Source organism: Bacillus sp. AFS029637 (assembly GCF_002584985.1).
Taxonomy (GTDB): Bacteria; Bacillota; Bacilli; order Bacillales; family Bacillaceae_G; genus Bacillus_A.
Window position 1 is genome coordinate 74,604 of the sequence record NZ_NUPZ01000001.1, and the last position, 26,402, is coordinate 101,005.

General features: G+C 35.7%; 21 protein-coding genes. 8 read left to right on the forward strand and 13 right to left on the reverse strand.

Translation table 11 applies throughout. From position 1 onward, the window contains the following. Positions 1-3 precede the first annotated feature (3 nt). Together COE49_RS00380 and COE49_RS00385 are read right to left on the reverse strand one after the other, a co-directional pair. Positions 4-1,464 (reverse strand): alanine/glycine:cation symporter family protein, encoded by a 1,461-nt coding sequence (locus COE49_RS00380; RefSeq protein ID WP_088232527.1) that lies wholly within the window; start codon positions 1,462-1,464, stop codon positions 4-6. Between the two features lie 159 nt (positions 1,465-1,623). Next, on the reverse strand, positions 1,624-2,595 hold the full coding sequence (locus tag COE49_RS00385; RefSeq protein WP_088232526.1) for a phosphotransferase enzyme family protein: 972 nt from the start codon (positions 2,593-2,595) through the stop codon (positions 1,624-1,626). 140 nt (positions 2,596-2,735) lie between these two features. On the opposite strand from COE49_RS00385, the gene gerKA reads away from it, so the two are divergent. The 3 genes from gerKA to COE49_RS00400 are packed head-to-tail and all read left to right on the forward strand — an operon-like array spanning position 2,736 to position 6,430. Next, positions 2,736-4,238 carry a spore germination protein GerKA gene (gerKA, locus tag COE49_RS00390; RefSeq protein WP_098253297.1) on the forward strand — a complete coding sequence of 501 codons (1,503 nt, stop codon included), beginning with the start codon at positions 2,736-2,738 and terminating at the stop codon, positions 4,236-4,238. Then, complete coding sequence (locus COE49_RS00395; protein ID WP_088232524.1) at positions 4,219-5,325, forward strand: GerAB/ArcD/ProY family transporter; 1,107 nt, start codon at positions 4,219-4,221, stop codon at positions 5,323-5,325. Before gerKA ends, COE49_RS00395 begins: the two co-directional genes overlap by 20 nt. Further along, positions 5,306-6,430 (forward strand): Ger(x)C family spore germination protein, encoded by a 1,125-nt coding sequence (locus COE49_RS00400; protein ID WP_088232523.1) that lies wholly within the window; start codon positions 5,306-5,308, stop codon positions 6,428-6,430. The genes COE49_RS00395 and COE49_RS00400 overlap by 20 nt, the downstream gene beginning before the upstream one ends. A gap of 31 nt (positions 6,431-6,461) precedes the next feature. Here the strand turns inward: COE49_RS00400 and treC are convergent, their stop codons facing one another. The 3 genes from treC to treR form a co-directional block, all read right to left on the reverse strand. Continuing rightward, positions 6,462-8,123, reverse strand: coding sequence for an alpha,alpha-phosphotrehalase (gene treC, locus COE49_RS00405; protein ID WP_088232522.1), 1,662 nt, complete (start codon positions 8,121-8,123; stop codon positions 6,462-6,464). A 13-nt stretch (positions 8,124-8,136) separates the two neighbouring features. After that, positions 8,137-9,564: a PTS system trehalose-specific EIIBC component gene (gene treP, locus COE49_RS00410; protein ID WP_098945644.1), complete on the reverse strand. Its 1,428-nt coding sequence runs from the start codon at positions 9,562-9,564 to the stop codon at positions 8,137-8,139. A gap of 243 nt (positions 9,565-9,807) precedes the next feature. Beyond that, positions 9,808-10,518 (reverse strand): trehalose operon repressor, encoded by a 711-nt coding sequence (gene treR, locus COE49_RS00415; protein WP_088232520.1) that lies wholly within the window; start codon positions 10,516-10,518, stop codon positions 9,808-9,810. Positions 10,519-10,969: 451 nt separating this feature from the next. On the opposite strand from treR, the gene COE49_RS00420 reads away from it, so the two are divergent. After that, the gene (locus COE49_RS00420) at positions 10,970-12,367 is read left to right on the forward strand and encodes an amino acid permease (protein WP_088232519.1); all 1,398 of its coding nucleotides are present in this window, start codon (positions 10,970-10,972) and stop codon (positions 12,365-12,367) included. A gap of 31 nt (positions 12,368-12,398) precedes the next feature. Here COE49_RS00420 and COE49_RS00425 read toward each other — a convergent pair whose 3' ends face one another. Then, positions 12,399-14,102, reverse strand: a complete 1,704-nt coding sequence (locus COE49_RS00425) for a putative bifunctional diguanylate cyclase/phosphodiesterase (RefSeq protein ID WP_088232518.1) — start codon at positions 14,100-14,102, stop codon at positions 12,399-12,401. A gap of 481 nt (positions 14,103-14,583) precedes the next feature. Beyond that, positions 14,584-14,907: a cobalt transporter gene (locus tag COE49_RS00430; RefSeq protein WP_088232517.1), complete on the reverse strand. Its 324-nt coding sequence runs from the start codon at positions 14,905-14,907 to the stop codon at positions 14,584-14,586. Positions 14,908-15,240: 333 nt separating this feature from the next. Between COE49_RS00430 and COE49_RS00435 the strand changes: the two genes are divergently transcribed. From COE49_RS00435 to COE49_RS00445, 3 genes are all read left to right on the forward strand, one after another. Continuing rightward, on the forward strand, positions 15,241-16,770 hold the full coding sequence (locus tag COE49_RS00435; protein ID WP_088232516.1) for a cardiolipin synthase: 1,530 nt from the start codon (positions 15,241-15,243) through the stop codon (positions 16,768-16,770). A 126-nt stretch (positions 16,771-16,896) separates the two neighbouring features. Then, positions 16,897-17,790 (forward strand): ATP-binding protein, encoded by an 894-nt coding sequence (locus tag COE49_RS00440; RefSeq protein WP_088232515.1) that lies wholly within the window; start codon positions 16,897-16,899, stop codon positions 17,788-17,790. 3 nt (positions 17,791-17,793) lie between these two features. Then, complete coding sequence (locus tag COE49_RS00445; RefSeq protein WP_098841338.1) at positions 17,794-19,677, forward strand: vWA domain-containing protein; 1,884 nt, start codon at positions 17,794-17,796, stop codon at positions 19,675-19,677. A 39-nt stretch (positions 19,678-19,716) separates the two neighbouring features. Here the strand turns inward: COE49_RS00445 and COE49_RS00450 are convergent, their stop codons facing one another. The 3 genes from COE49_RS00450 to COE49_RS00460 are packed head-to-tail and all read right to left on the reverse strand — an operon-like array spanning position 19,717 to position 22,400. Next, positions 19,717-20,139 (reverse strand): NUDIX hydrolase, encoded by a 423-nt coding sequence (locus COE49_RS00450; protein ID WP_088232513.1) that lies wholly within the window; start codon positions 20,137-20,139, stop codon positions 19,717-19,719. Positions 20,140-20,199: 60 nt separating this feature from the next. Then, positions 20,200-21,165: an L-threonine 3-dehydrogenase gene (locus COE49_RS00455; protein ID WP_098253294.1), complete on the reverse strand. Its 966-nt coding sequence runs from the start codon at positions 21,163-21,165 to the stop codon at positions 20,200-20,202. A gap of 44 nt (positions 21,166-21,209) precedes the next feature. Further along, positions 21,210-22,400 (reverse strand): glycine C-acetyltransferase, encoded by a 1,191-nt coding sequence (locus tag COE49_RS00460; protein WP_088232511.1) that lies wholly within the window; start codon positions 22,398-22,400, stop codon positions 21,210-21,212. 212 nt (positions 22,401-22,612) lie between these two features. Between COE49_RS00460 and COE49_RS00465 the strand changes: the two genes are divergently transcribed. Further along, positions 22,613-23,344, forward strand: a complete 732-nt coding sequence (locus COE49_RS00465; protein WP_098357369.1) for a class I SAM-dependent DNA methyltransferase — start codon at positions 22,613-22,615, stop codon at positions 23,342-23,344. A 27-nt stretch (positions 23,345-23,371) separates the two neighbouring features. Here COE49_RS00465 and COE49_RS00470 read toward each other — a convergent pair whose 3' ends face one another. From COE49_RS00470 to COE49_RS00480, 3 genes are read right to left on the reverse strand one after another with little or no spacing between them, the layout of a single operon-like run. Further along, positions 23,372-24,193: an ABC transporter ATP-binding protein gene (locus COE49_RS00470; protein WP_088232509.1), complete on the reverse strand. Its 822-nt coding sequence runs from the start codon at positions 24,191-24,193 to the stop codon at positions 23,372-23,374. Positions 24,194-24,205: 12 nt separating this feature from the next. Continuing rightward, on the reverse strand, positions 24,206-25,264 hold the full coding sequence (locus tag COE49_RS00475) for a FecCD family ABC transporter permease (RefSeq protein WP_088232508.1): 1,059 nt from the start codon (positions 25,262-25,264) through the stop codon (positions 24,206-24,208). Further along, positions 25,261-26,265: a FecCD family ABC transporter permease gene (locus COE49_RS00480; RefSeq protein ID WP_088232507.1), complete on the reverse strand. Its 1,005-nt coding sequence runs from the start codon at positions 26,263-26,265 to the stop codon at positions 25,261-25,263. The genes COE49_RS00475 and COE49_RS00480 overlap by 4 nt, the downstream gene beginning before the upstream one ends. Between the last annotated feature and the right edge of the window lie 137 nt (positions 26,266-26,402).

Genomic DNA, 26,402 nt, shown 5'->3' on the forward strand with positions numbered 1-26,402 from the left:
CTATTAAGATACTTCTTCTTTCTTATCTTTTCCGTATTCATGCTCCCAAAAATCAGCATTTTTAATTCCTAATGGCCCTGGATCGAATACTGGATCTTTGCCTTCTTTTTTCTGTTTTTCATAATCCTTTAATGCAACTAATGCTGGCTTTTGTAATAATAAAATCGCTATAATATTAACCCAAGCCATAATACCTACACCGATATCGCCTAAAGCCCAAGCTGTTGCTGCTGTTTTTATACACCCATAGAATACTGCTCCTAAAAATACAAACTTTAGTATCATGGACAGCCAAGGACGATCTTTATCACGATTTAAGTACGCGATATTCGTTTCTGCAATGTAGTAATACGCCATTATCGTTGTAAACGCGAAGAATAATAGCGAGATTGCGACGAAACCGTTTCCAAAACCAGGGAATACAGATTCTACCGCTGCCTGTGTATATCCAGGTCCTGGCTGCGCACCGTTTAGTTTATTAACGATAAAGTTTTTTCCGCTTGCATCAAATACGTTATACATGCCTGTAATAATCATCATAAATGCTGTTGCTGAACAAACAAATAATGTATCAATGTAAACGGAAAATGCTTGCACTAAACCTTGTTTAGCTGGATGTGATACTTCAGCCGCTGCTGCTGCGTGTGGTCCAGTTCCTTGCCCTGCTTCATTAGAATAAATACCACGTTTTACTCCCCAAGAAATTGCTAAACCGATAATACCACCAAAAGCTGCTTCTAATGCAAAAGCACTTCTTATAATTAACATAAATGCTTCTGGTAATTTTTCAATATTCATAGCGACAATAACGCAAGCTACTAAAATATAACCAACTGCCATAAACGGTACGACAACTTGCGCTACGTTAACAATTCTCTTTACTCCACCGAAAATGATAAGAGCTAATACAACTACTAATAACGCTCCTGATACTGTAGTGTTAATTCCAAAAGCTGTTTCTAAACTTACAGCAATACTATTCGCTTGAACACCCGGTAATAAAAGTCCTGTTGCAAGAATTGTTGCTGCAACGAATACTAAAGCATACCATTTAACCCCTAAACCTTTTTCAATGTAATAAGCAGGACCACCTCGGAACTGCCCTTGATGTTTCGTCTTATATATTTGTGCTAATGTCGACTCTACATAAGCAGAACCTGCTCCTAAAAAGGCTACTGCCCACATCCAAAATACAGCTCCTGGCCCACCGAATGCAACCGCTGTTGCTACCCCAGCAATATTCCCTGTCCCAACACGTCCTGATAACGAAAGGGCTAACGCCTGGAATGAAGAAACACCAGCCTCTGATTTTTCTCCCTGAAATGTAAGCTTCACCATTTCTCCTACATGCCTTACTTGTAAAAACCTCGTCCGAATAGAAAAGTATAAACCTACTCCTAAACATAAATAAACAAGTGCGGGACTCCAAACAATATTATTTAACCAATTTACGAAAGCTTCCACCATTCCCCCTCCTTCTTTATAAAGAATATTCAGAATATATATAAAATTATAAGTGCATAACGAATCTATAACAATATTATTTTAATAAAACAAACATATTTTTGCATAAAAAAACAAAGTATATATTTGTTTTATATACTTTGTTTTGAAAAAAATGTATTATATATTCACAATCGCTTCATTTTTTATAATTCTTCCATATAGCTCTTCTGATAATTTCCGGAAATTATCTGGCATATCTTTCCCTTTAAACTTCTTCTGGAGCGTCCCGTATAAACCTATATCACGTAAACGTAAAAATAACGGCAACGATTCATACCAACTATCCGCCAGCCTATGCTCATATTCGTATCCCGTTCTTAACACTTGTAACTGTTTACGCGCAAATTCCGTTTTCTCCTCCGCTGTCCACGGTGTAAAAAGAACCGAGTAATAAAGAACCATTGCCAAATCATGAATGAAGTAATTATAAGATGCATCATCAAAATCAAAGATTGTTAGCTCTTTTCCATCATAATGAAAATTACCTGGATGAATATCACCGTGCATAAGACCGAACGTTTCCTTTTTGATTGGCAACAGCTTTATTTCATCCATTAACACCGTAGCAGTCTCTTTCACTTTCTCATCTTCTAATTCATTAACAATGCTACTTTCATCCTTTTCCCACGTATCACGGTAAGCTGTTTTAGGGTAATTCATTGTAAGACGATGCAGTTGTCCAATTGCTTTTCCCCATGCTTTAAAGTAAGAATATCCCCAATACGGCGATTCCTCTCCTTTTACTTGCTCACCTTTTGCATATGTAAATAAAGATGCGAAAAAGAAAGTCCCATCCTCTGCTATAAGTTCTTCTACAAGATTTTGAGATGCTGAATAGAGAGGTCCTGCTACCTTTGCACCATTCTCCGCAACATACCGTAAAAAATCTAGTTCAGCCTCTACCTCTTTTTTAGATCGATGAGAAGAATGTGTTAAACGTAATACGTAATCTTCATTATTTTTATCCTTCGCCTTAAAAATATAATTCTCAAAATCACCAAGTGGCTTGTCTTCCACTGTTACATGAAATGCCTTTGTTGCTCTTGCTAAAATTTCTTGTGAAAAAACTCGTTCTACAGTTATTTCCATATATATCCCTCCTATATCCCTTATCTAATTCAATAGTAACAAAAAAAAGTACTGCTTTAATATTAAATAATCTAAGCATAAATTTCTCACAAAAAACAAAAATTAACAGAAGTGACTTTATTCTAAAAGAGGTGGAAATTATGACAGATTATAAAAAACAACAAGAGAGTAAGAGTCAAAAGCATATGTTTCCATCACTTCCGGAGAACATTAATTACATTGAAAACAAACTTTCCCATTCAGATGATATAAAAAAATTAGATGTTCCTTTTCAAAATGGAAAAGGAACAATCTTATATATCGAATCTTTAGCAGACCCAAATTTAATTCATCAGCTCGCTCTTGAGCCCCTATTAACTAGATCAGAGCTGTCTTTGGATAAAGTTTTTTCCACATTAAATATGAAAAAAGAAACAAATTTAAATTATGGTGTGCAGCTTTTATTACAAGGTAAATCATTATATTTTCATGAACAAGTCGAATTCTTTTGTATTTTCGAAACGGCTCTATCTTTAAAAAGAGATATAACAGAACCTGATAATGAAGGCATTGTACGTGGACCGCATACTGGTTTTGTAGAGGATTTAGCAACGAATTTAGCTTCTATTCGTAAACTCATTAAAAGTCCGAATTTAGTTGTTAAGTATTTTACACTCGGTGAAGAAATGCACACGAAAGTGGCTATCGCTTATATTCAAAATATAGCGAATGATGATCTCGTTACAGAAGTAAAAAGAAGATTACAAACGATTAAAACGGATGCATTAATGCCACCAGGCTACATACAAGAGTTTATAGAAGATACGTCTTTCTCACCCTTTCCGCAGCAATTAAATACAGAGCGTCCAGATAGAACTGCCGCTAATTTAATGGAGGGGCGAATTGCTATTTTATCTGACGGAGATCCAACAGCTCTTATCGTTCCTGTTACGTTATTTGCTTTCTATCAATCACCAGATGATTATAATAACCGCTGGATTGTCGGTTCTTTCATCCGAATGATTCGCTTAGTGAGCTTTTTAATTGCCTTTCTCTTACCAGCTATATATATCGCAACAGTTGCTTTTCATCCTGATGTGTTGCCACTCGAACTCGTTTATACAATTAAAGCTTCATTAGAAAAAGTACCACTCCCTCCGATTTTTGAAGCTCTCTTAATGGAGTTGATTTTCGAATTATTGCGGGAAGCTGGTATTCGTCTGCCAAGCCGAGTTGGACAAACAATCGGTATTGTAGGTGGTTTAGTAATTGGTGATGCGATTGTAAAAGCAGGACTCGTTTCTTATACGATGACCATCGTTGTAGCCTTAACTGCTATTGCTTCTTTTCTTGTTCCATCAAATGATATGAGTTCAGCAGTGCGAATTCTTCGTTTTCCGTTAATGATTCTTGCTGCTATATTCGGCTATGTAGGAATATCCTTCGGTCTAATTATAACTTTCGTTCACTTATGTCAGCTTCACTCGTTTCATACACCATATCTTTCTCCCATTGCTCCAATGCGAATAAAAGATATGAAAGATTCTTTTGTAAGACTTCCAATTTGGTCGTTTTGGGAACGACCTCATGATCCAAAACCGAAAAAAATGCAGCGCCAACATGTAACGAGAGAGGATGAGAACGGTGACAAACAAACAAAATAAAATTTCGCTAGTTCAATTTACCTTTTTCGTTATTCAATGCCAAATTGGTGTTGGTATACTTGCTCTACCAAACCGTCTTCACCCTATTGCAAAAGGTGGTGGATGGATTTCCACCCTCATCGCTGGATTTGTTATTCAACTGATTATTTTACTTATGTGGCTTTTCTTAAAACGATTTCCTGATGCTGATATGTATGAAAGTATTTGTATGCTATTTGGTAATAAGTTAGGAAAACTATTAGGTTTTGCTTATGTTTTTTATGCTACCCTTATCGGTATGACGGTTATGTTAAATGCTTGTAATGTCATTAAAGTATGGATTTTGCAGGCAACTCCTTGGTATGCCATTCTCATACTATTTACAATAGCCTGTTGTCACATAGCCTATAACACATTTAAAGTTATTGTGCGATTTTATGTCATGGCTTCTATTCTCATTTTCCCAATGGCGCTTTTAATTGCACTAGGACTTACACGCGCTGATTTTTCTTATATTTTTCCACTTACAGAAGCCGGATGGTGGAATATTATTCAAGCATCAAAAGAAACAATTACAGCCATGTATGGTTTTGAAATTATTCTTATCGCTTTCCCAAAAGTAAATGGGAGTTCTGTGGCAAAACTAAAGGCAATTTCTATCGCTAATGGATTTGTAACTCTTTTTTATACTTTTACTGTTTGGATTTGCTTTATCGTATTTAGTCCAAAACAAATCGAGCTTATTCCAGAACCAGTTGCCTACTTATTACGCTCTCTTCATATTGGGATTATAGACCGAACGGACCTAATTTTCATTCCAATTTGGATGATAACTGTTGTAGCTTCTATTGCTAGTTATTACTGCGCTGCGTCAATCGGAATTGGACATATATTCAATCTTGCTGATCATAAAAAAGCTGTTCCAATTGTTGGCCTTATTTCTTTTAGTGTCGCTTTATTTATAGATACACCTGAGCAATTAAAAGTAATTGCAAATTTCACTGATAAATTCACCTATATTTTCATTGTGGTCCTCCCTCTTTTATTTCTACTCTATTCAGTAATAAGAAATAAGAAAGGAGAACAGTATGTTCCAAAAAAGAGTTAAATTGCTTTTTATACTATGTGCTAGTTCATTCCTTTCTGGCTGTTGGGATCAAGAACCATTAAGAGAGGCCCGATTAGCCTATAGCCTTGGATACGATATAACGGAAGAAAATAAACTTCAGCAAACGATTGAACTCGTAAAAAGTTCTAGCGGCGAGCAGTCTTCATTTGAGAACGAAATACACTCTGCAACTGGCTATAACATACTTGACACAAGTGACTCATTGAAAAAAAATGTAACTGGTAACATTCGATACTTTAAATATGGTGTAAAGCTATTAGGAACGAAAATACAAAAAAAGGGGATACTGCCTTATCTAGACGTTGCTTTTCGTGATCCAACAAATCCAACCGCACTAGTAAAACTTATTGCAGTTGACGGTGAAACCTCTACAATACTTGAGAAAAAAAAGGTAGGAAACTTATTAATTGGAGATTTTTTAAAGAAAAAAATCAAAAGCTTAGAAGATATGAGCGTTTTCCCAAAGGAAACTCTAGAAACAGTGGTAACAAAAATGTTAGACCCTGGTAAAGACTTCACCCTTCCTTCAATAAAACTAAAAGGAAAAGAAGTAGTAATAAATGGAATCGCCTTATTTAATAACGATAAATTAACAGGCCTTTTACCTGCTCAGCAATCCGTACTCTTCGTATTGTTAACAGGAAATATGGGGGACAGCGCACATATTACACAAAAACTTACTGGAAGTGATTCGTCTAACACATCCGATTATTTAACGTTTGAAATTAGCCATCAAAAACTAAAAAGAGAATTAAAAATAACAACTGATAAAAAAGGTACTGTTTTCGCTCATCTAAAATTGAAACTACAAGTAATAGCTCTTGAAGCTCCAAGAGATAACCTTTACAAAATAGGAGAAAGAAAAAAATTAAATAAAACCTTGTCTAAACGGCTCACGAAAGAAGCGAAAAAAATAACCAACAAACTCCAAACAGCAAATTGTGATGCTTTCGGAATCGGCAGACATCTCATCGCTTATCATCCTGACTTATGGAAGAAAAAAAATTGGAATAAAGATTACGCAAAAGTAAAATTCAAACCTGAAGTAGAGGTAAACATTTTGTATAGTGGTGTCTTAAAATAAAAGGTTGTATGCAACTTGGCATACAACCCTTTTATTTCGTATATCGATATACAATTGATTCATACGGTCTTAACGTAAGCTTTGTAATATCCTTACTGGAATCTTTATAATTTGATACTACTACTTCTTGTTTCATACCATCTAATTGAACATGAACTGGTACGGAATACGTGATTTCTTCTCCATAGAAGTTATTTACAACAAGTAATGCTTCATCATTTACAGTACGTGTATACGCCCAAATCTTAGGATGATTCTCATCTAAAATAGCATATTCTCCTTCTGTAATAACATCATATATTTTTCTTAGTTCAATTAGTTTTTTATAATAATAAAATACAGACTCTTTATCTTCTAATGCCTTCTCTACATTTATCTCTTTAAAGTTTTCAGCTACAGAAATCCAAGGTGTACTTGTTGTAAATCCACTATTCACCTCGTCATTCCACTGCATCGGAGTACGGGAATTGTCACGAGATTTTTGTTTTAAAATACTCGTAATCTCTTCTTTTGATAGCCCTTCTTCTAGCTTTATATCATATATATTTAACGATTCTACATCACGATATTGCTCGATAGATTCGAAATTAGGATTCGTCATACCGATTTCTTCGCCTTGATAAATGTAAGGCGTTCCTTGCAGCATATGCATAGCCGTTGCTAACATTTTTGCAGATTCGTTTCGGTACTTTCCATCATCACCAAAGCGTGACACGATGCGAGGCTGATCATGATTACACCAAAATAACGCATTCCATCCCCCGCCCTTTTGCATTTCAATTTGCCAATTAGACATAATTTCTTTTAATTTAATGAAATCAAATTCAGCCTTCGTCCACTTATCACCATCCGGATAATCTACTTTTAAATGATGGAAACTAAACGTCATACTTAGTTCATTGCGCTCAGGGTTTGAATATTTAATACAATTATCAATTGTCGTAGATGACATTTCTCCAACTGTAATTACCTCTTTCCCTTCAAACACATTTCGGTTCATCTCTTGTAAATATTCATGGACACGCGGACCATCTGTATAATACTTACGACCATCACTTGTCGCAGAACTTCCTTCATCATTCAAGAAACGTTGATTTTTTGAAATTAAATTAATAACATCAAGGCGGAATCCTGTTACCCCTTTATCCAGCCAAAAGCGCATCATATCATATACTTCTTCACGAAGCTTTTCATTTTCCCAATTTAAATCAGCTTGTGTTTCATCAAATAGATGTAAAAAGTATTGCTCTGTCTTCTCATCGTATTTCCAAGCAGATCCGCCAAACTTAGACTGCCAATTATTTTTTTCATCACGCCAAATATAATAATTACGATATGGATTATTTTTATCTTCCTTCGCTTCCTTAAACCACTTATGCTCCGTCGAACTGTGGTTTACAACGATATCGAGCATGATTTCAATGTTACGTGCTTTCGCTTCTTCTAAAAGCTCTTCAAACTCTTCCATCGTTCCGTAAGATGGATCAATACTGTAGTAATCACTTACATCATATCCATTATCATTTTGTGGTGATTCGTATATCGGTGTTAACCAAATATAATCCACTCCAAGTTCTTTTAAATAATCTAGCTTCTCTGTAACTCCTTTTATATCACCAGTTTCTTTATTGTAATAGCTATTAAAGCTCTTCGGATAAATTTGATAGACCACACTTTTATGCCAATCTTTCATACTTAACTTCCTCCTACTTCTGTTTTACTCTTTTTGCAAATAACCATGTTAACGTAAATGGGATTACAACCGCGATTATCATTCCTACAATAAACATTGGAATCGATTTCGGAATGATAGAAATAAATGCTGGTAATCCTCCAATTCCGATAGCAGGTGCTAATACACCATTTAACGTAATAAATATCGCTGCCACAGCCGATCCTATAATCGCTGCATAGAACGGGAATTTTTTTCGTAAGTTCACACCAAACATCGCTGGCTCTGTAATACCGAAGTACGCTGAGATTGCTGATGTCGATGCCATACTTTTATCATTTTGATTTTTAGAAATCCAGAACATCGCTAGTGCCGCACTACCTTGCGCAATGTTAGAAAGAGCGATCATTGGCCAAATAAATGTACCACCATGTTGTGCGATTAATTGCAAGTCGATTGCAATAAACATATGATGCATACCTGTAATTACAAGCGGTGCATATAATGCTCCAAACAATACTGCTCCAACTACTGGTACTGTTTCATATACACCTACTAATCCAGCTGTTAATAAATCTCCAATATGACGTGTAACTGGACCAATAATTCCTAATGCTAACACACCTGTTACAACAATCGTTGTAATTGGTACAACTAATAATTGAATTGCATTTGGTACATGTTTCTTTAAAAAGATTTCTACTTTACTTAATACAAATGCTGTTACTAAGACCGGCAAGATTTGCCCTTGATACCCTACCTTTTCAATTTGAAATAATCCTAAAATATCGAAGTACTCAATCTTCTGTCCCTCTAAACCAGTTGCTGCTTTTCCATAATCCCACGCGTTTAATAAAGCCGGATGTACAAGCATTAAGCCCATAACAATCCCTAGTATTGGACTACCACCAAAACGCTTCGTTGCTGACCAACCGACAAGCGCTGGTAAGAATACGAATGCTGTATTCGCCATCATATTAATTAAATCCCAAAGCCCACTTAAGTTTGGATATACATCTAATAAATTTTTACCTTCAAAGAATAAGTCCTTCGCCCCTAATAGATTGTTAATTCCCATTAGTAAACCAGCTGTTACGATTGCTGGTAATATCGGCATAAATACATCTGAAAACACTTTTACAAACTTTTGAGCTGGGTTTAACTTTTGATTTCCAGAATCTTTTACGTCAGCTACTGTCGCTTCCTTCATACCTGCAAGCGTTATCAATTCAGCGTAAACACGATCTACATCCCCTGGACCGATTACAATTTGAAATACCCCAGCGTTATGAAACGCTCCCTTTACTAAGGAAACAGACTGTAATTTATCATTATCTATTTTACTTTCATCCTTTAAAGCGATACGGAGCCTCGTTACACAGTGCGCAGCTTGTTCAATATTGTCTTTTCCACCAATATACTGCAACACTTCCTCTGCTGTTTTACGATAGTCTTTCCCCATATTCCCGTCCCTCTTTTCTTTTTTTGATACCGTTTACACTTACATATTAACTCGTATATATAAGTTAGTCAACACTCGTATATACGAGTTAGCGTTTTTTTATAAAGTGAAACTTTAATCATCCCTCACCAATCGGGTGTTTACAGGTAGCTTGATCCACCTAACTTCTTTTCTCCTGCCAAATTTTAAGGTGGGAATAGCGGGATAAAAAAAAGAGATGAAACAATATTTTGTTTCATCTCTTTACTTTCTCCGCGCCACATCTGAAAAGTGAAAAATATCTAAGCGGTGGCGTGATTCTGTATATTCGAACTGACTACCATCGTACAAGTGTGTAAAGTTTTTCACAACGACAACATAGTCTGTTCCATTTAAATCTAAATACTTTCTGTCATCCTCTGTACACGGCTGTACTTCGATTACCCTCTGTGAATAGCTAATATGTAACCCTAGTTCTTTCTCAATGTATTTATAAATTGATGCAGTTGCGATTTCTCTCGTTAACCCTGGGATAAATTCAGATACAAAATGATTGATATCTAAAATTACTTTTTCTCCATCAATATTTCGTACACGTTTAATATGATCGATTTCTGTTTTTTCTTTCACATTTAACAGTTTTGCAACTTCTTTTGTCGCTTCTTCTTTCTCCATTTCCACAACTTCTGTAATACAATGACGTCCTAAACGCTCATTTTCTTCTTGAAAACTTACAATGCCACCGAAGTTAAACTCAATATTTTTTCGCTTTAAAACAAAAACACCTTTTCCATGTATTTTTTGAACATATCCACGCTCTTGCAATAAATCAACTGCTTTTCTTACAGTACCTCGGCTTGCCTCATACTGCTTCATTAATTCAGTTTCTGATGGGATTTTGCATCCCTCTTTTAATTGCTTATTATCAATAGACTTGCTGATTTCTGTATAAATTTGTTCATACTTACTCATCATCTACAATAGCCCCTTGTCACCTTCTAATTCTATATGTATTATACCACGCTACACTCTTCTGCCAATCTCTCACTTATTTTCCAGTATAGGAAAAATAAAGGTAAATATTTAATCTCTAAAACGTATTTTTATAAAAAGTTTTATATTTTTCTTTTCATTCAAAAAAGCATGTAGTATACTAATTTCAAAATCAGAGGAGAAAGGGAGCAAAGAACTATGCTTACTTATACAACAATTGTAGTTACATTTGCACAAAAACATCATCATCATACGTAACCCTTGAAACCTAGCGGAAAAATTACGCGTAGGTACAAGGGTTATTCCCATTGTACCTACGCTTTGGCAAAGAGCCATGTAGGTATTTTTTATCTACATGGCTCTTTTTTTATTACCCAAAAAGCTAGTAAAAAATGATGTTTAAGCAAACCTTACTACAAAGGAGTTAACAAAAATGGAAACGAAAAAATGGGGATTATGGATTTTAACAGCTTTTGTTATCGGAAATATGGTTGGCGGTGGCGTGTTTATGCTCCCAGCAAATTTAGCACAAGTATCAGGTCCGATGGGTTCTACACTTGCATGGAGTATTACAGGACTTGGCGTATTTATGATTGCACTCGTATTTGGAAATTTAGCAATCCGTAAACCAGAATTAAAAGCAGGACCACAAAGTTACGCTCAAGCAATGTTCCCTTCAAAAAAAGCAGGTAAAGTTGCAGGATATAGTATGGCATGGGGATATTGGGCTGCGAACTGGGCTGCAACAGCATCTGTTATTATTTCCTTTGCTGGATATTTATCAACATTCTTTCCAGTTTTACAAAGTAAGCAAATCCTTTTTTCAACGAACGGATTTTCACTAGAACTCGGAAAAGCTTTAACTTTCCTCGTATGTAGCCTTATGTTATGGGGAATTCAATATATTCTTTCTCAAAATATTGACCAGGCTGGTAACATGAACCTTCTTGCTACTATCGCAAAAATTATTGGATTTACAATGTTTATTGTGATTACATTATTCATTTTCAATGCCTCTAATTTTGGAGACGGTCAAACATTTATGAATGAAGCTGGACAATCTATTTCGTTAGGTGGGCAAATTAATTCAGCTGCTATCGCAACACTTTGGGCATTTATCGGTATTGAGTCTGCTGTAATGCTTTCAAACCGTGCAAAATCTCAGCGCGATGTAAAGAAGGCTACGATTTTCGGCTTAATTATCGCTCTTCTTATTTACATGTCAATTACTTTACTTACAATGGGAGCTCTTCCGCAAGATGCTTTAAAGGAATCTCAAAAACCATTAGTAGACGCATTAAATTTAGCAATTGGCAATAAAGGTGCCTACATCATGGCTTTACTTGCACTTGTATCTTTGTTTGGATCTACTGTTGGTTGGATTGTTGTGAGTTCAGAAGTACCTTACCAGGCAGCAAAAAATGGACTTTTCCCTAAGTTTTTCGGCAAAACAAATAAAAAAGGAAGTCCTTCAAAATCATTACTCATTACAAATGTAATGACACAAATTTTCTTATTTTCAACGATTTCTGGTTCTGTTTCAGAAGCATATAATTTCGCTATCATCGTAGCAACATTAGCATATTTAATTCCATACCTTGTTTCTACCTTGTACCAATTAAAATTAGTTATTACAGGAGAAACGTATGATGTAATGCCAGGCTCTCGAGTAAAAGATGGAATCATTACTATATTGGCATTGGTATACTCCATTTGGGTTATCAAAACGGGAACAGCTGATTTAAAAACATTCTTCTTAGGAATTGGATTGTTTATATTAGGTCTGATTCTTTACCCAATACTAATGAGAGACTCACAAAAAACAAATTAAAAAAAGAGAAGCTTCTGGCTTCTCTTTTTTATTAGAAATCTGTAATTAACTTTCCTTTTAACTCTCCTACAGATAAAGGTTTCGCATAATAAAATCCTTGTACGTAATCACAACCCATGGATTGTAGTAAACTTTCTTGTTCTACGTTTTCTACCCCTTCAGCAACTACTGCTAAATTTAAACTATGGGCAATTTCAATAACAGATTTTACAATTGTTCGCTCTGGTTGCGCGTGTTCATAATGGAATTCACGAATAAAATTACGATCAATTTTTACGATATCAAGTGGTAGTTGTTTTAAATAATATAAAGAAGAATAGCCCGTTCCAAAATCATCTAAAGCAATTAAAACGCCCATACTTCTGATTTCTTGTAATGTAGCGATAATATAATCGAAATGGCGAACAGCAATACTTTCCGTTATTTCTAAAATTAAACGATTCGGAGGAAAACCTGTTCTCCTTAAAATACTACGTACAGACAAAATAAAACGCTTTTGCATTAATTGTTGTATCGATAAATTCACTGATAATTTTAATCCTTCTTCATACTCTGGTAATGTTTTAAACAATCGGCATGATTTTTCTAATACCCAGTCCCCTAGTTTTATAATAAGTCCACACTCTTCAGCTACAGGGATAAATTCACTTGGTGAAATAGGACCTTCTGCTGTCGTACAGCGTACTAATGCCTCAACACCAGTATATTTCTTCGTTTTCAAATCAATGATAGGTTGTAATGCCACATCTAATTCTTCATCACGAATTGCCTTTTGCAAGGCGAACTCAATCTTCATTCTACGATTTATTTTGGCACGTAACTCATCTGTAAAGAAACACGCCGCGTTCCTGCCTTGTTCTTTCGCACTGTACATAGCTAAATCCGAATTTTTCAATAGTGTTTCCACATCTTGTCCATCTTGTGGATATGAACAAAGCCCTAGACTAGCTGAAATGTATACTTCATGACCTTCCAGCATAAATGGTGCCTGAAAACATGACAATACAGATGTCGCTAGCTGCCTCATCTCATCTTGTGTATGTTTTTTTGTTAACAGTACAAATTCATCTCCACCAAGCCTAGCCAGAACATCTTTCTCTCCTAACACATAATGCAATCGTGAAGCGACTTCACTTAAAAGTAAATCTCCTATCATATGACCTAACGTATCATTTACTAATTTAAAACGATCTAAATCAAAGTAAATCATACCAAATTCTATTTTCTCTACAATCATCTTATTTACAGTCGTAATTAACTGTAAACGATTTGGTAAACTCGTTAACGCATCATGGTATGCAAGTTCTCTATATCGACTTTCGCTTAACCGTAATCTTTGTTCTGCTTCTTTTCTACTACTAATATCATTTCGGATCGCAATAAACTGATATGGCTCTCCTTTTTCATTTAAAAATGGAACAATTGTTGTTTTAACCCAATAATATGTACCATCTTTTGCTTTATTTCGAATTTCTCCTGTCCAAACTTTTCCATTCAAAATACGCTTCCATAGTATTTGAAAAAATGCTTTCGGATGATATCCTGAATTTAAAATACGATGATCTTTTCCCATTAGCTCTTCTCTTGTATATTTAGAGATTTCACAAAACTTATCATTTACATATGTAATAAGACCTTTTCGATCTGTAATTGCAACAATTGAAGACTCATCTAATGCCATCTTTAAATCTCGCAATGAAGAGTCATATAATGCATGACCTCTTTGTTCTAGCATGCGCATCTCTCCTTGCTTCCTATCTGACTAAAACACAACTCGTTTCTCTTCATAGAAATAGAGATATTTCATTTCCTCATAATAGACCTTTACATAAACAATAGTTTTAAATAGGCCGATTAAAATAACATAATATTATTTGTAGTAAAAAGCAATATAATACCGTTTCAATTATAAGTAGTAGCTTCTCATCTCTCTGATTGTCTTTCCTTATTATACTGCATTCATTCTCTTACGTTCCTTTAACTAGCTCTATTCAACTAATTCCTCTTATATTTAACTTCCATTCCTTACATATCAGAATAGAAGTTAAAACATACTATACAATTATTCGCGAATAATAATATAAAAATCTAAATTGGTATATATGTTTTTGAATTACAATAACAAAATATTAACATATTTTCACCTTTATTTTGGAAGTATTTTATAAATAATTACAGTATTAAACTAAAAAAAGAGGATCACCTCTTTTTTTAGTCTAATACTGGTATGGTATTTGCTGATAACTTGGGTATGGAACTGGATATGGTGCTGGATATGTTACCGGGTACGGTGCTGGATAATAGCCTCCACTTGTTGCACCTGTTAATGCACCTGCTGTAAGCCCGCCTAACATGCCTCCTGCAAAACTTCCAGGGGAAAATCCGCCACCCCAAGAGCCACCTCCCCAGCCCCATCCACCACCGTGATGATGATGATGATCATAATGATTGTGTCCACCATGATGATTATGTCCGCCGTGATTATGGTACCCTCCATGATGATTACGATAATACAAACCGTTATGTTCTATATAGTTCATTTTTCCTCTCTCCTTTTCAAGTTCCTCGCCTTAATAAGTGTTGTATGAATAATATGGATCTTGTTGATAACCTGTATAATAAGAATAATCCTGGTAATATGGATAACTATATCCCCCATGACCAAATCCTCCAATTGGACGACCATACATTTTATTCATCCCCCTTTTCTATATCAAGACGTAATAATATACTGTATGTAGGACAAATGCGGAAAGTATAGGGAAATACCTATATTTTGTAAAAAACAAAAAACACTTTATAATAAAAATGTCACATTATATCTCCTATTTAAAAAGTCTATATTCAAGAAAGATTAGAGGAATTATATAAAAATGAAGAAACCTATCGTTCAATTATTATTAGTATTTACAATTGTATCTATCGTTCTTTTACTTTTAGATATATCAGCTATCTCGCTATATACATTCGTGGGTGCGCTATGGTCTATAACAATCGTAGGGATTTCATTCGTTATTTTTATCGAAAATAGGTCTCCCCAAAGCACATTAGCTTGGTTTTTAGTATTGGCGCTTCTACCTATTATCGGGGTACTTTTATACTCTATTTTCGGTCGTAGCCGTTGGAGAAGAAAAAAACATCTCCATCGTTCAGAAGAACAAAGAAAATTATTCCGTGAAATATTAGAAGGAAGAAGATTAGAATTATCACTCACCGTTCCGTTACATGAACGTTCCGTACATTTAACAGAAGTCGTGCAAAAATTTGGAGGCGGTCCTGCCGCAGATAGAACAACGACAAAACTTTTAACAAACGGGGATCAAACATTCTCAGAAATTTTGCAAGCTATCGAGCAGGCAAAACATCACATACATATTCAATACTATATTTATAAATCTGATGAAATTGGTACAAAAGTACGAGATGCGTTAATAAAAAAAGCAAAAGCTGGTGTTATTGTACGCTTCCTTTTTGATGGACTCGGAAGTAATACGTTAAGAAGGCGATTTTTACAGCCTATGAAAGAAGCTGGTATTGAAATTGTAGAATTTGACCCTATTTTTTCAGCTTGGTTACTTGAAACAGTCAATTATCGTAACCATCGTAAAATCGTCATTGTAGATGGAGAAATTGGTTTTACCGGCGGGCTCAACGTCGGCGATGAATATCTTGGCCGTTCAAAAAAATTCCCAGTTTGGCGTGATAGTCATTTAAAAATAGAAGGAAAAGCATTGTATAAATTACAAGCAATCTTTTTAGAAGACTGGCTCTATGCCTCTAGCGGGTTGAATACTTATTCTTGGGAGCAATTTATGAATAGACAGTACTTCCCAGGGAAAGAAATTTCAAGTGCAGAAGGTGCTGTGCAAATTGTAGCGAGTGGACCAAGCTCTGATGATAAAAGCATTCGCAATACATTATTAGCAGTTATGGGCTCTGCAAAAAAATCAATTTGGATCGCTACACCATACTTTATTCCAGATCAAGAAACGTTAACATTATTACGCTTAAGTGCGATTTCTGGAATAGATGTACGCATTTTATATCCAGGTAAAAGTGACAGTATTATTAGCGATCAAGCATCTCAATCCTATTTCACTCCACTTCTAAAAGCCGGTGCTTCCATTTACAGTTATAAAGATGGTTTTATGCACGCCAAAATTGTACTCGTTGATGATAAAATTGCAACAATCGGTACCGCAAATATGGATGTACGCAGTTTTGAATTGAATTATGAAATTATAAGTGTACTTTATGAATCAGAAACTGTGCATGATATTAAGCGAGATTTTGAAGAAGACTTTAAGCATTCTACTGAAATTAAATGGAACTCGTTCCAAAAAAGAAGTATAAAAAAACGAATATTGGAGTCTTTTATGAGGCTCATTTCTCCATTACTATAAGCAATCAATGTATTATTGATTGCTTTTTCTTTTATATTTGTCCTTCTCCTTTTCTTTGCATACCATATTAAAACAAGTTATCATAAGATGTATTGCTTTATGAAAATAATGTTAGGTGGGAAATACATGTTAGAAAAATTTCATATACATGCTGATTTAAAACAGCAGCTTTCTACAATTCATGAAAAGAATAAGCAAGAAGCTGGTGAAAATGCACATTTAATCGGTACAAAAATATATAAAGCGTCTGATAACAGCATTATCGAAGATGCTATTACAGCACTTCTTCTTGGCAAAAACATTCTATTAAAAGGGCCGACTGGTAGTGGTAAAACAGTACTAGCAGAAACTCTTTCTTCTTTATTCCAAAAACCAATGCATAGCATTAACTGCTCTGTCGACTTAGATGTAGAAGGTATTTTAGGATACAACACATTGCAAACGAAAGATGGTGCATCTGAAGTAACATTCGTTAACGGTCCTCTTATGAAAGCAATGAAGAACGGTCATTTCCTATATATTGATGAAATCAATATGGCAAAACCTGAAACGTTACCACTTCTTCACGGTGCATTAGATTACCGTAAAATGATTACAAACCCGTTTACACAAGAAGTTGTATACGGCGATGACGAATATCGTGTAATCGCTGCGATTAATGAAGGTTACGTTGGGACAAGCGAACTAAACGAAGCATTAAAAAATCGTTTCGTTATTATTGAAGTTCCTTACATCCAAGGTGATACATTAAAAGAACTATTATTAGCAGAATCAAAATTAAAAGATACTGCAACAATTGAAAAATTCGTTGCATTTGCAAGCGACCTTATGCCTTTAGCTCACGATGGACGTGTAAGTGAAGAAGCTGCCAGTATTCGTGGCATTATCGACGCATGTGATTTAGGTGTATATATTCCTGTTATGCGTGCAATTGAACGAAGCATTATTGCAAAATTAAATGATGAAACAGAACAAATGACTGTCCGTGAATTAGCAGAAAGTTATTTCTTTGAGGGATAATTCATGAGACAAATTTTTAGTGACAAAAAAATTGATGCGTCGCTGTTTCTACAAATGGAAAACTTAATGTATGCCCTTCTAAAGGAAGACGATGCCTACCTTGAATATGGCTATAAAGCATACTACGACGAGCTTGAAAAGAAAGTTGTCATTAGTCACTTTTGGGATGATCGAAAAGAAGAAGATACAGTAATCGGATTAAAAAGCGAAGTGTTCTTAAAAGCACTTGGCAATAAACATTACTCGGACATGACTTTAATTCGTTCTTATGCGATTGAATTGCAAGAATCGCCCCTAAAAAAGTTTTTAACCCAATTATTTGTTCTATTAGAAGATTTACGCGTTGAGGAAATCGTAAAAAGCTTACGCCCTGGCACAAAGCATATTTTTAGACGCCGAAAAGAAATGTATCGCAATTACTTCGGCTCACAAAATGAAATAAACCGTGTTCGTAACTATCATGGCGATCGTCTATTTTGTCTCTGTTACCTTTCATTAACGAGCGACAAATATGAAATGTTTAATAATGAATATTTCGAGCAAATTGAAGCTATTCTGCATGAAACATTCCAAGCTCGTAATACGGAAGATATTATGTATATCGTTGAGAAAATTCGCTATCGCTTAGAGGAGCTTCTTGAAAGTGATATGCTTAACAACTATTTCGGGCATGCACCGCTTTATTTATCTGTCATTGCAGACGAAAAAAACTGTCGCGTCGAAGATTTAGCAAATGATGATACGCAGCTCATAGATGACGATGAAAATAAAAACAAAATGGATGAAAGCTTCTCAACATGGCACCGTGAAAATAAAAACAATGAAAACGAGAATTTCTTACGCTTTGAATTAGAAAGCGGAACAAAGACAAATATGATGGGTGATACTGCTCGTGAATCGGAAGATGGCGATCAGGCACTAGGTTCCGTACAAGGTACTTCTCAAAAAAGTACACAATCTAACTTTGATGGTGCTAACACAGAAGAAGCACGAGCTTCACACGCTTCTAGCCAAAACGACGGTGCATACGGTAAGTATAACACTGGCGCTTCTCATACATTTAAAGAAGCACGTAAACCAAATCCTGACGAGAAAAAAGATTACCAAGCTATCAAATCAGTCGTTAATAAAGATGTAAAAGAATTAAAGAAAATTATCGAAAAAACGATTGAAAATAAAACAAACGCAAACAGTGATAAATATTACGGAAGACTTCGTAAGAAATTCCTTCGTATTTATACTGAAAAGCAGCCTCGCATGTTTTATAAAAAAGGGCAAGAATCACAAGAGCTCGACGTTGCATTCAAACTACTAGTGGACTGCTCTGGTTCTATGTATAACAAAATGGAAGAAACGAAAAAGAGTGTGGTCCTATTCCATGAAGCGTTGAAATCTTTAAAAATCCCGCACGCTATTAGCGGATTTTGGGAAGATGCTTCTAGTGCTAAACCTGAAGATAAGCCGAACGTTATCCATGAAGTTGTAACGTATAAAAACTCAACGTTACCAAACGTTGGTCCCGAAATTATGCAGCTTCGTGAAGAAGAAGATAATCGCGATGGATATATTATTCGTATCGTTTCTGAAAAGCTTGCAAAAAGACCAGAAAAGCATAAATTCTTACTTGTCTTCACAGACGGTGAGCCTTCTGCACTAGACTACCAACAAGACGGTATTTTAGATACGCATGAAGCTGTCAAACTTGCTCGTAAAAGTGGTATGGAAGTAATCGGAATCTTCATCGAAGAAGGCGAAGCGAAAGAAGCAACTTATCAATTAATGAAGAACATTTATAACCATCACTTCTTAGTTGCAAATCACGCTGAAGATTTACGATTGAAGATTAAACCGCTATTGAAAAAGTTATTACTGAAGACGATTGAATAGAAAAACAGGAGCGTTGTCGCTCCTGTTTTTTTCTTTCAATCACTTTGTTTCTGGTTGAAACTTGTATGGAATGGCTATTTCTAATAATGATTCAAATCCCCCGTCATAGTATGGGAATCGCTCATTTGCGATTGTTCGATCCACCCACTCTATTGCAGAAATTTCCTCTTCATCTTCTGCCATAAGTTCACCTTTTACTACATTTGCTCGGAATGTAAAAAATAGCGCATGATTCCCTGACTCTTTAAAGAATTTTTCATTGATCGCAACAAGTCCACCTAACGTAGCAGTTAAACCTGTCTCTTCTTTCACTTCTCTTATTAGTGCTTCCTCTAATATTTCACCTTTTTCCACAGCCCCGCCTGGCAATGACCAAACGTTTTGTTCTACATTATGTACCATTAATATTTTATCTTTTTCTTCATCATGTATGAGTGCATATACGACATCAACTCTTTGCATGTTGCTTTTCTTCCTTCCTAAAATAATGAAGAGCCAATTCCTAAGAATTGGCTCTTCCTATTAATTCATTACTAACTCAGCTATGTGCTTTTTTTTTAACTTAGCCAACATGTCCGTTGTCATTTTGTCTAAATCGTATTCTGCTTTAAAGCCCCACTCTTGCATTGCCGCAGTTGCGTCAATAGAGTTTGGCCAGCTATCAGCGATTGTTTGACGAGCAGAGTCTACTGCGTAATCCATTGTAAACGTCGGAATGTGTTTACGAATTGACGCTGCGATTTGCTCTGGCTCGAAGCTCATTGCTGTAATGTTAAACGCATTTCTATGCACTAATTTAGTTGGATCAGCTTCCATTAATGAAATGATTGCTTGTAAAGCATCAGGCATATACATCATATCCATGTATGTTCCCTCTGCAATGTATGAGGTGTATGTGCCTTTTTTAATCGCCTCATAATAAATTTCAACTGCATAGTCAGTTGTTCCGCCTCCTGGAGGAGCTACGTAAGAAATTAAACCTGGGAAACGTACACCGCGCGTATCAACACCAAACTTTTGATGGTAGTAATCACATAGTAATTCTCCTGCTACTTTGTTTACCCCATACATCGTAGTAGGACGTTGGATTGTGTCTTGTGGCGTATTATCTTTCGGCGTTGATGGCCCGAATGCACCGATAGAACTTGGCGTGAAGAACTTACAGTTTAATTCACGAGCTGCTTCTAGAGCATTTACCAGTCCGCCCATATTTAAATTCCAAGCAAATAATGGATTTTTTTCTGCCGTTGCTGAAAGTAACGCTGCTAAATGAATAATTGTATCTACTTCATTACGCTTTGCAATATCATGTAACTTTTGTCCATCTGTTACATCTAACGTTTCAAATGGGCCAGACGTTACTACTTCGCTATCTGTTTCACGAATATCTGTTGCAATAACGTTCGATGCACCGTATACATCACGAAGTTTCATTACAAGTTCAGAACCAATTTGCCCTAAAGAACCGGTTACTAGAATTTTTTTCATTTTTCCCACTCCTCATTTGCAAGCTATTCAAAAGATGTCGTTATTTAAATGATACCCATTTCTTTCCCTACTTTTTCATACTTACGAATTGCTTCATCTAACATTTCTTTCGTATGAGCTGCTGTAGGCATATTACGAACGCGGCCCGTTCCTTTTGCCACAGTTGGGAATACAATAGATTTTGCGTATACGCCTTCTTCATTTAGACGTTTACTAAATTCTTGTGTTAATACTTCATCACCAATAATACAAGGTGTAATTGGTGTTTCGCTTTCTCCAATGTTAAAGCCAAGTTCTTTTAGCCCTTGTTTTAAATAGCGACCATTTTCCCATAGACGATCATGCAGTTCTGTGCTTTCCATTAAGATTTCAATTGATCTCATGCAAGCTGCTGCATCAGCTGGTGTTAACGCTGTAGAGAATAAGAATGGGCGTGAACGAACTTTTAACCAATCAATTAAGTTTTGTTTCCCAGCTACATATCCACCAATTACCCCAATTGCTTTTGATAATGTACCAATTTGGAAATCAACTTTATCAGACAGACCGAAGTGCTTTACAGTTCCTGCACCTTTGCCAAGTACACCTGAACCATGTGCATCATCTACGTATGTCATTAAATCTAATTCTTCTGCAATCTCAACAATTTCTGGTAGTTTTGCAACATCTCCATCCATTGAAAAGACACCATCTGTAATTACCATTAATTTATTGTAAAGACCTGATTCTTTCGCCGCAATGGCTTTTTGGCGTAAATCTTCCATATCAGAATGCTTATATACAATAATTTTTGCTTTTGATAGACGACTACCATCAATAATAGATGCATGATTTAATTCATCTGAAAGAATCGCATCATTTTTATCCATAACAGCTGAAATCGCTGCCATATTACAGTTGAACCCTGATTGATAAGCAATCGCTGCTTCTGTATGTTTAAACTTTGCAATTGTTTCTTCCAATTTAATATGCAAATCTAAAGTACCGTTAATTGTACGAACAGCTCCTGCTCCAACGCCGTACTTATGAATGGCACCAATTGCTGCTTCTTGCAAACGGCTATCTGTCGCTAATCCAAGATAGTTGTTTGAAGATAAGTTAATATATTCTTTTCCGGCAATTGTAATAATCGGTCCATTTGAACTCTCAAGCGGATCAATTACGTTATAAAGCCCCTTTGATTTTAAATCCTCTAAATTCTCTTCTAAAAATTTCGCAAGTGTTTTACTAGACATCGTGAAGCCTCCCATCGTTCATGTAAGCGAATTATTGTCTTAATAGTTCTAATAATTCCTCTACTAGCTTAACACGTTTTCAGAATTTATTATAGAAAAATAGTTTAAAGTAACCGCTTACAACTTTAAATTATAAATGATTCATTACAAGAAATCTATCTTTTACTTTTCATATTTGATAGAATAAAAAAAATATTTAGGAGGGCTCAGAAATGGCATTTATAGAATCTGACGTATATAATAACGAAGCATTTTTTGAACAATATATGAAACGAAGATATCGAGAAAATAGCCCAAATGAGTCAATCGAAAAGCCAGCATTCTTCCAGATCATTGGTGATGTAAAAGGAAAACAAATTCTCGATTTAGGTTGTGGTGACGCTAAGTTTGGCGAGGAATTATTAGCAAATGGCTGCCACTCTTACACTGGCATTGAAGGCTCTCAGCTTATGTATGAAAAAGCTAAAAAACAACTAGAAAATAAAAATGGATCTGTTCATTTTATAAACCTCAAAGATTATACATACCCTCCTTCTACCTTCGATTTAGTTACATCTAGACTCGCCTTACATTATATTGAACATCTTGATACTATTTTTCAAAATGTATACAAAACTTTAAAACCAAACGGTGTTTTTACCTTTAGTGTTCAACATCCCGTTATTACCTCTTCATTTGAAAGCTTACAAACAAGCGGCAAGAGAACAAGTTGGCTCGTTGATGATTACTTCAAAATAGGAAAACGTGTTGAGCCATGGATTGATCAAGAAGTTATTAAATATCATCGTACAACAGAAGAATATTTTACATTATTACAACAAGCTGGTTTTACCATTACAAACCTAAAAGAAGCTACACCAAATAAAGCCTATTTCCAAAATGAAGAAGAGTATGAACGGCGTTTACGAATTCCTCTCTTCCTCTTATTTTCTTGTAAAAAATAAAAAGGAGATGAGTCATCATCTCCTTTTTTATCTCATTGCTTGAGCAACTTTTTTAACCAATCGTCTTCCTCTTCCGTGCGGGATACAAAGTGGTGTTCCAAATAACGGATCTGTACTGATTTGACACTCCATTCGGAATACATCACGTACTAGTTTTTCGTCTACCACTTCTTCAGGCTTACCTTGTGCATATATTTGTTTATCTTGAATTGCTACAATATTATCTGCATAGCGACATGCTAAATTTAAATCGTGTAATACCATAACAATTGTTCGTTGTTCTGTTTCATTTAATTCGAATAATAAATCTAGCACTTCAATTTGGTGAGTCATATCTAAATATGTAGTCGGCTCATCCAGTAAAATAATATCTGTATCTTGTGCAAGCGTCATTGCGATCCAAGCACGTTGACGTTGTCCACCTGAAAGAGCATGCACATCGCGCTCAGCAAATTCTGTCATACCCGTTGCTGCAAGTGCCTTCTGTACCATTTCCTCGTCTTTTTCCGACCATTGCTTCAGCCAAGTTTGATATGGATAACGCCCTTGTTTTACAAGTTGCAATACTGTAAGACCTTCTGGTGCTTGAGGCCCTTGTGGTAATATCGCCATTTGACGAGCAATTTGCTTCGTTTGCATACTTTGAATTGCTTGATTATCTAACAAAATGTCCCCAGTTGTTGGCTTTAACAATCTAGCTAGTGAACGTAATAAAGTTGATTTTCCGCAACCGTTAGAACCGATAAAGATTGTAATTTCACCTTTTGGAATTTCTAAATTCAACTCATCAATAATAATTGTTTCACCATAAGACAGCGTCAAACGTTTCGTCTCCAATGCTTTTTGCATATTCATCTCCCTTTATGAATTCCGACTTTTATAAAGTAAATAAATAAAATAAGGTGCACCAATCGCTGATGTAAATACCCCTGCTGGAATTTCAAGTGGCGCGAAAACTGTACGCCCAATTAAATCTGCAGCAAGTACTAGAATTGCACCGATAATTGCCGCAACTGGGAGCAATGCACCATAGAAAGAGCCAACTAATCTTCTTGAAATATGAGGTGCCATTAAACCGACAAATCCAATTCCTCCTGCGAAAGCGACTGCTCCACCAATTAAAGCTGTACTAAGTAGTAACATGAATATACGCGACTTCGTTAAAGGAACACCAAGCCCTACTGCTATATCATCTCCTAGCTCTTGTGCATTTAAATGTCTAGCAGCGATAAATGATACGATCGTTAAAATGAGAACCCAAGGCGCAAGTACCATAACATTTTCCCATGAAGAACCATAAACCGTGCCTGTAATCCATACATTCGCTTGACTCGCTTGATAAATTGGGGCTAACAACATAAATAAAGTCGTTGCCGCTTTTGTTAATGCCCAAAATCCAACACCAATTAAAACAAGACTACTTGGTGATAACCCGTCATTTCTCCATGCAAATAAATATACAAAAAACGCAACAATCGTCGCACCAACAAAAGCTGCGAGCGGCATATAATGAATGCTTACTGTTAGCGCATTATTTTTATCACTAAATATCGCTAAAAAGAGTACTACTGCTACGCTTGCACCACCTGTTATTCCAATGATATCCGGAGAAGCAAGTGGATTTCGAACGAGCCCTTGTAAAATACACCCAGCTACAGCAAGCGCGATTCCTACAAGAATGGCAATTAAAATACGTGGCATACGAAACTTATTTACAACCATATTTGACATCGCATCGCCATTTCCAGTAATCGCTTGCCATACATCATAAGGAGGAATTTTCATATCGCCCATTCCTGCACTGGCAAAAAATAATCCTATTAAAATAGCTAATAAACTGAATAAGACTAGGATAGCTCGTTTATACATTAAAAATGAGAACCTATCTTTTCCTATACGAAACGGAATATACTTCTTCATTTGCTAAGCCCTCTCTTACGTGCAATATAAATAAAGAATGGGGCCCCAATAAATGCTGTCATAACCCCTACTGGTACTTCTTGTGGCATAATGACATATCTTGCTGCTATATCAGCTAAGAGTAATAGGATTGCACCTAACAAGCCGCTATACGGTACTCTCCACCTATGATCTACTCCAACAAGAGCTCTTGCAAAATACGGAGTAATAATACCAATAAATCCAATTGGACCAGCGACCGCAACTGAACCACCCGACAACAGTACAATAATAAGGAGTACGAGTGATTTCATTAAAATTGTTCGTTGCCCAAGTCCTTTTGCAACGTCTTCCCCCATCATTAATGTATTTACTTTCCCCGCCATCATAAGAGATGCAATCCAACCTACTAATAGGTACGGGAATACAGATTGTAATATTTCTAACTTTCTTCCTTGTACAGATCCAGCAAGCCAAAATAATACCTCTTCCATCGCCTTTTCATTTAAAACAAGTAACCCTTGTGTTAATGATGAGAATAAAGCACTTATCGCGACACCTGCTAATGTTAACTTAAGAGGGGTTGTCCCTTCTTTCCCTAAAGAACTAGAAGCAAATACAAGTACTGCTGCAACTGCCGCTCCTAAAAAGGCAATCCAAGTGAAAGCTGATAAAGACGTAACAGAAAAAAGTACAATTGCTACAACTATAAAGAAAGCAGCACCTGAATTTAATCCAATAAAATCTGGAGAAGCAAGTGGGTTCTTAGTTAAAGTTTGCATCAAACAACCCGCGATGGCTAAACTAGCACCAACACTGGCCGCAATTAGTGCCCTTGGTAGACGTACATTTTGAATAATAATATGCTCATTTGAACCATTAAAATGGAAAAATGCATCTAGCGCTAATTTCCAGCTCGTATTTGTATATCCAAAAATAATACTTCCCCAAATACAAATAACGACTACAATGATTCCAACAAGTAACCCAATCCATTTTGCTTGATTTGTTTTTAATAACATGCAGCGTTTCCCCTTCAATGTATAATGATACGTTGTTAGTGTATTTCAACTTAATTCTCATTGTCAACGATAATGAGAATTATTTTCATTGACAATTGGACCATGAAGTATTAATATCATGCTTGCTATTAAAAAAA

Bases quoted from the DNA above. Each gene is read 5' to 3' on its own strand.
- COE49_RS00475 (WP_088232508.1), bottom strand. From the start codon at position 25,264: ATGAAGAAGTATATTCCGTTTCGTATAGGAAAAGATAGGTTCTCATTT.
- treP (WP_098945644.1), bottom strand. From the start codon at position 9,564: ATGGGGAAAGACTATCGTAAAACAGCAGAGGAAGTGTTGCAGTATATT.
- COE49_RS00400 (WP_088232523.1), top strand. From the start codon at position 5,306: ATGTTCCAAAAAAGAGTTAAATTGCTTTTTATACTATGTGCTAGTTCA.
- treC (WP_088232522.1), bottom strand. From the start codon at position 8,123: ATGAAAGATTGGCATAAAAGTGTGGTCTATCAAATTTATCCGAAGAGC.
- COE49_RS00460 (WP_088232511.1), bottom strand. From the start codon at position 22,400: ATGTCTAGTAAAACACTTGCGAAATTTTTAGAAGAGAATTTAGAGGAT.
- COE49_RS00420 (WP_088232519.1), top strand. From the start codon at position 10,970: ATGGAAACGAAAAAATGGGGATTATGGATTTTAACAGCTTTTGTTATC.
- gerKA (WP_098253297.1), top strand. From the start codon at position 2,736: ATGACAGATTATAAAAAACAACAAGAGAGTAAGAGTCAAAAGCATATG.
- COE49_RS00455 (WP_098253294.1), bottom strand. From the start codon at position 21,165: ATGAAAAAAATTCTAGTAACCGGTTCTTTAGGGCAAATTGGTTCTGAA.
- treR (WP_088232520.1), bottom strand. From the start codon at position 10,518: ATGATGAGTAAGTATGAACAAATTTATACAGAAATCAGCAAGTCTATT.
- COE49_RS00480 (WP_088232507.1), bottom strand. From the start codon at position 26,265: ATGTTATTAAAAACAAATCAAGCAAAATGGATTGGGTTACTTGTTGGA.
- COE49_RS00440 (WP_088232515.1), top strand. From the start codon at position 16,897: ATGTTAGAAAAATTTCATATACATGCTGATTTAAAACAGCAGCTTTCT.
- COE49_RS00470 (WP_088232509.1), bottom strand. From the start codon at position 24,193: ATGCAAAAAGCATTGGAGACGAAACGTTTGACGCTGTCTTATGGTGAA.
- COE49_RS00465 (WP_098357369.1), top strand. From the start codon at position 22,613: ATGGCATTTATAGAATCTGACGTATATAATAACGAAGCATTTTTTGAA.
- COE49_RS00430 (WP_088232517.1), bottom strand. From the start codon at position 14,907: ATGAACTATATAGAACATAACGGTTTGTATTATCGTAATCATCATGGA.
- COE49_RS00450 (WP_088232513.1), bottom strand. From the start codon at position 20,139: ATGCAAAGAGTTGATGTCGTATATGCACTCATACATGATGAAGAAAAA.
- COE49_RS00435 (WP_088232516.1), top strand. From the start codon at position 15,241: ATGAAGAAACCTATCGTTCAATTATTATTAGTATTTACAATTGTATCT.
- COE49_RS00425 (WP_088232518.1), bottom strand. From the start codon at position 14,102: ATGCTAGAACAAAGAGGTCATGCATTATATGACTCTTCATTGCGAGAT.
- COE49_RS00445 (WP_098841338.1), top strand. From the start codon at position 17,794: ATGAGACAAATTTTTAGTGACAAAAAAATTGATGCGTCGCTGTTTCTA.
- COE49_RS00385 (WP_088232526.1), bottom strand. From the start codon at position 2,595: ATGGAAATAACTGTAGAACGAGTTTTTTCACAAGAAATTTTAGCAAGA.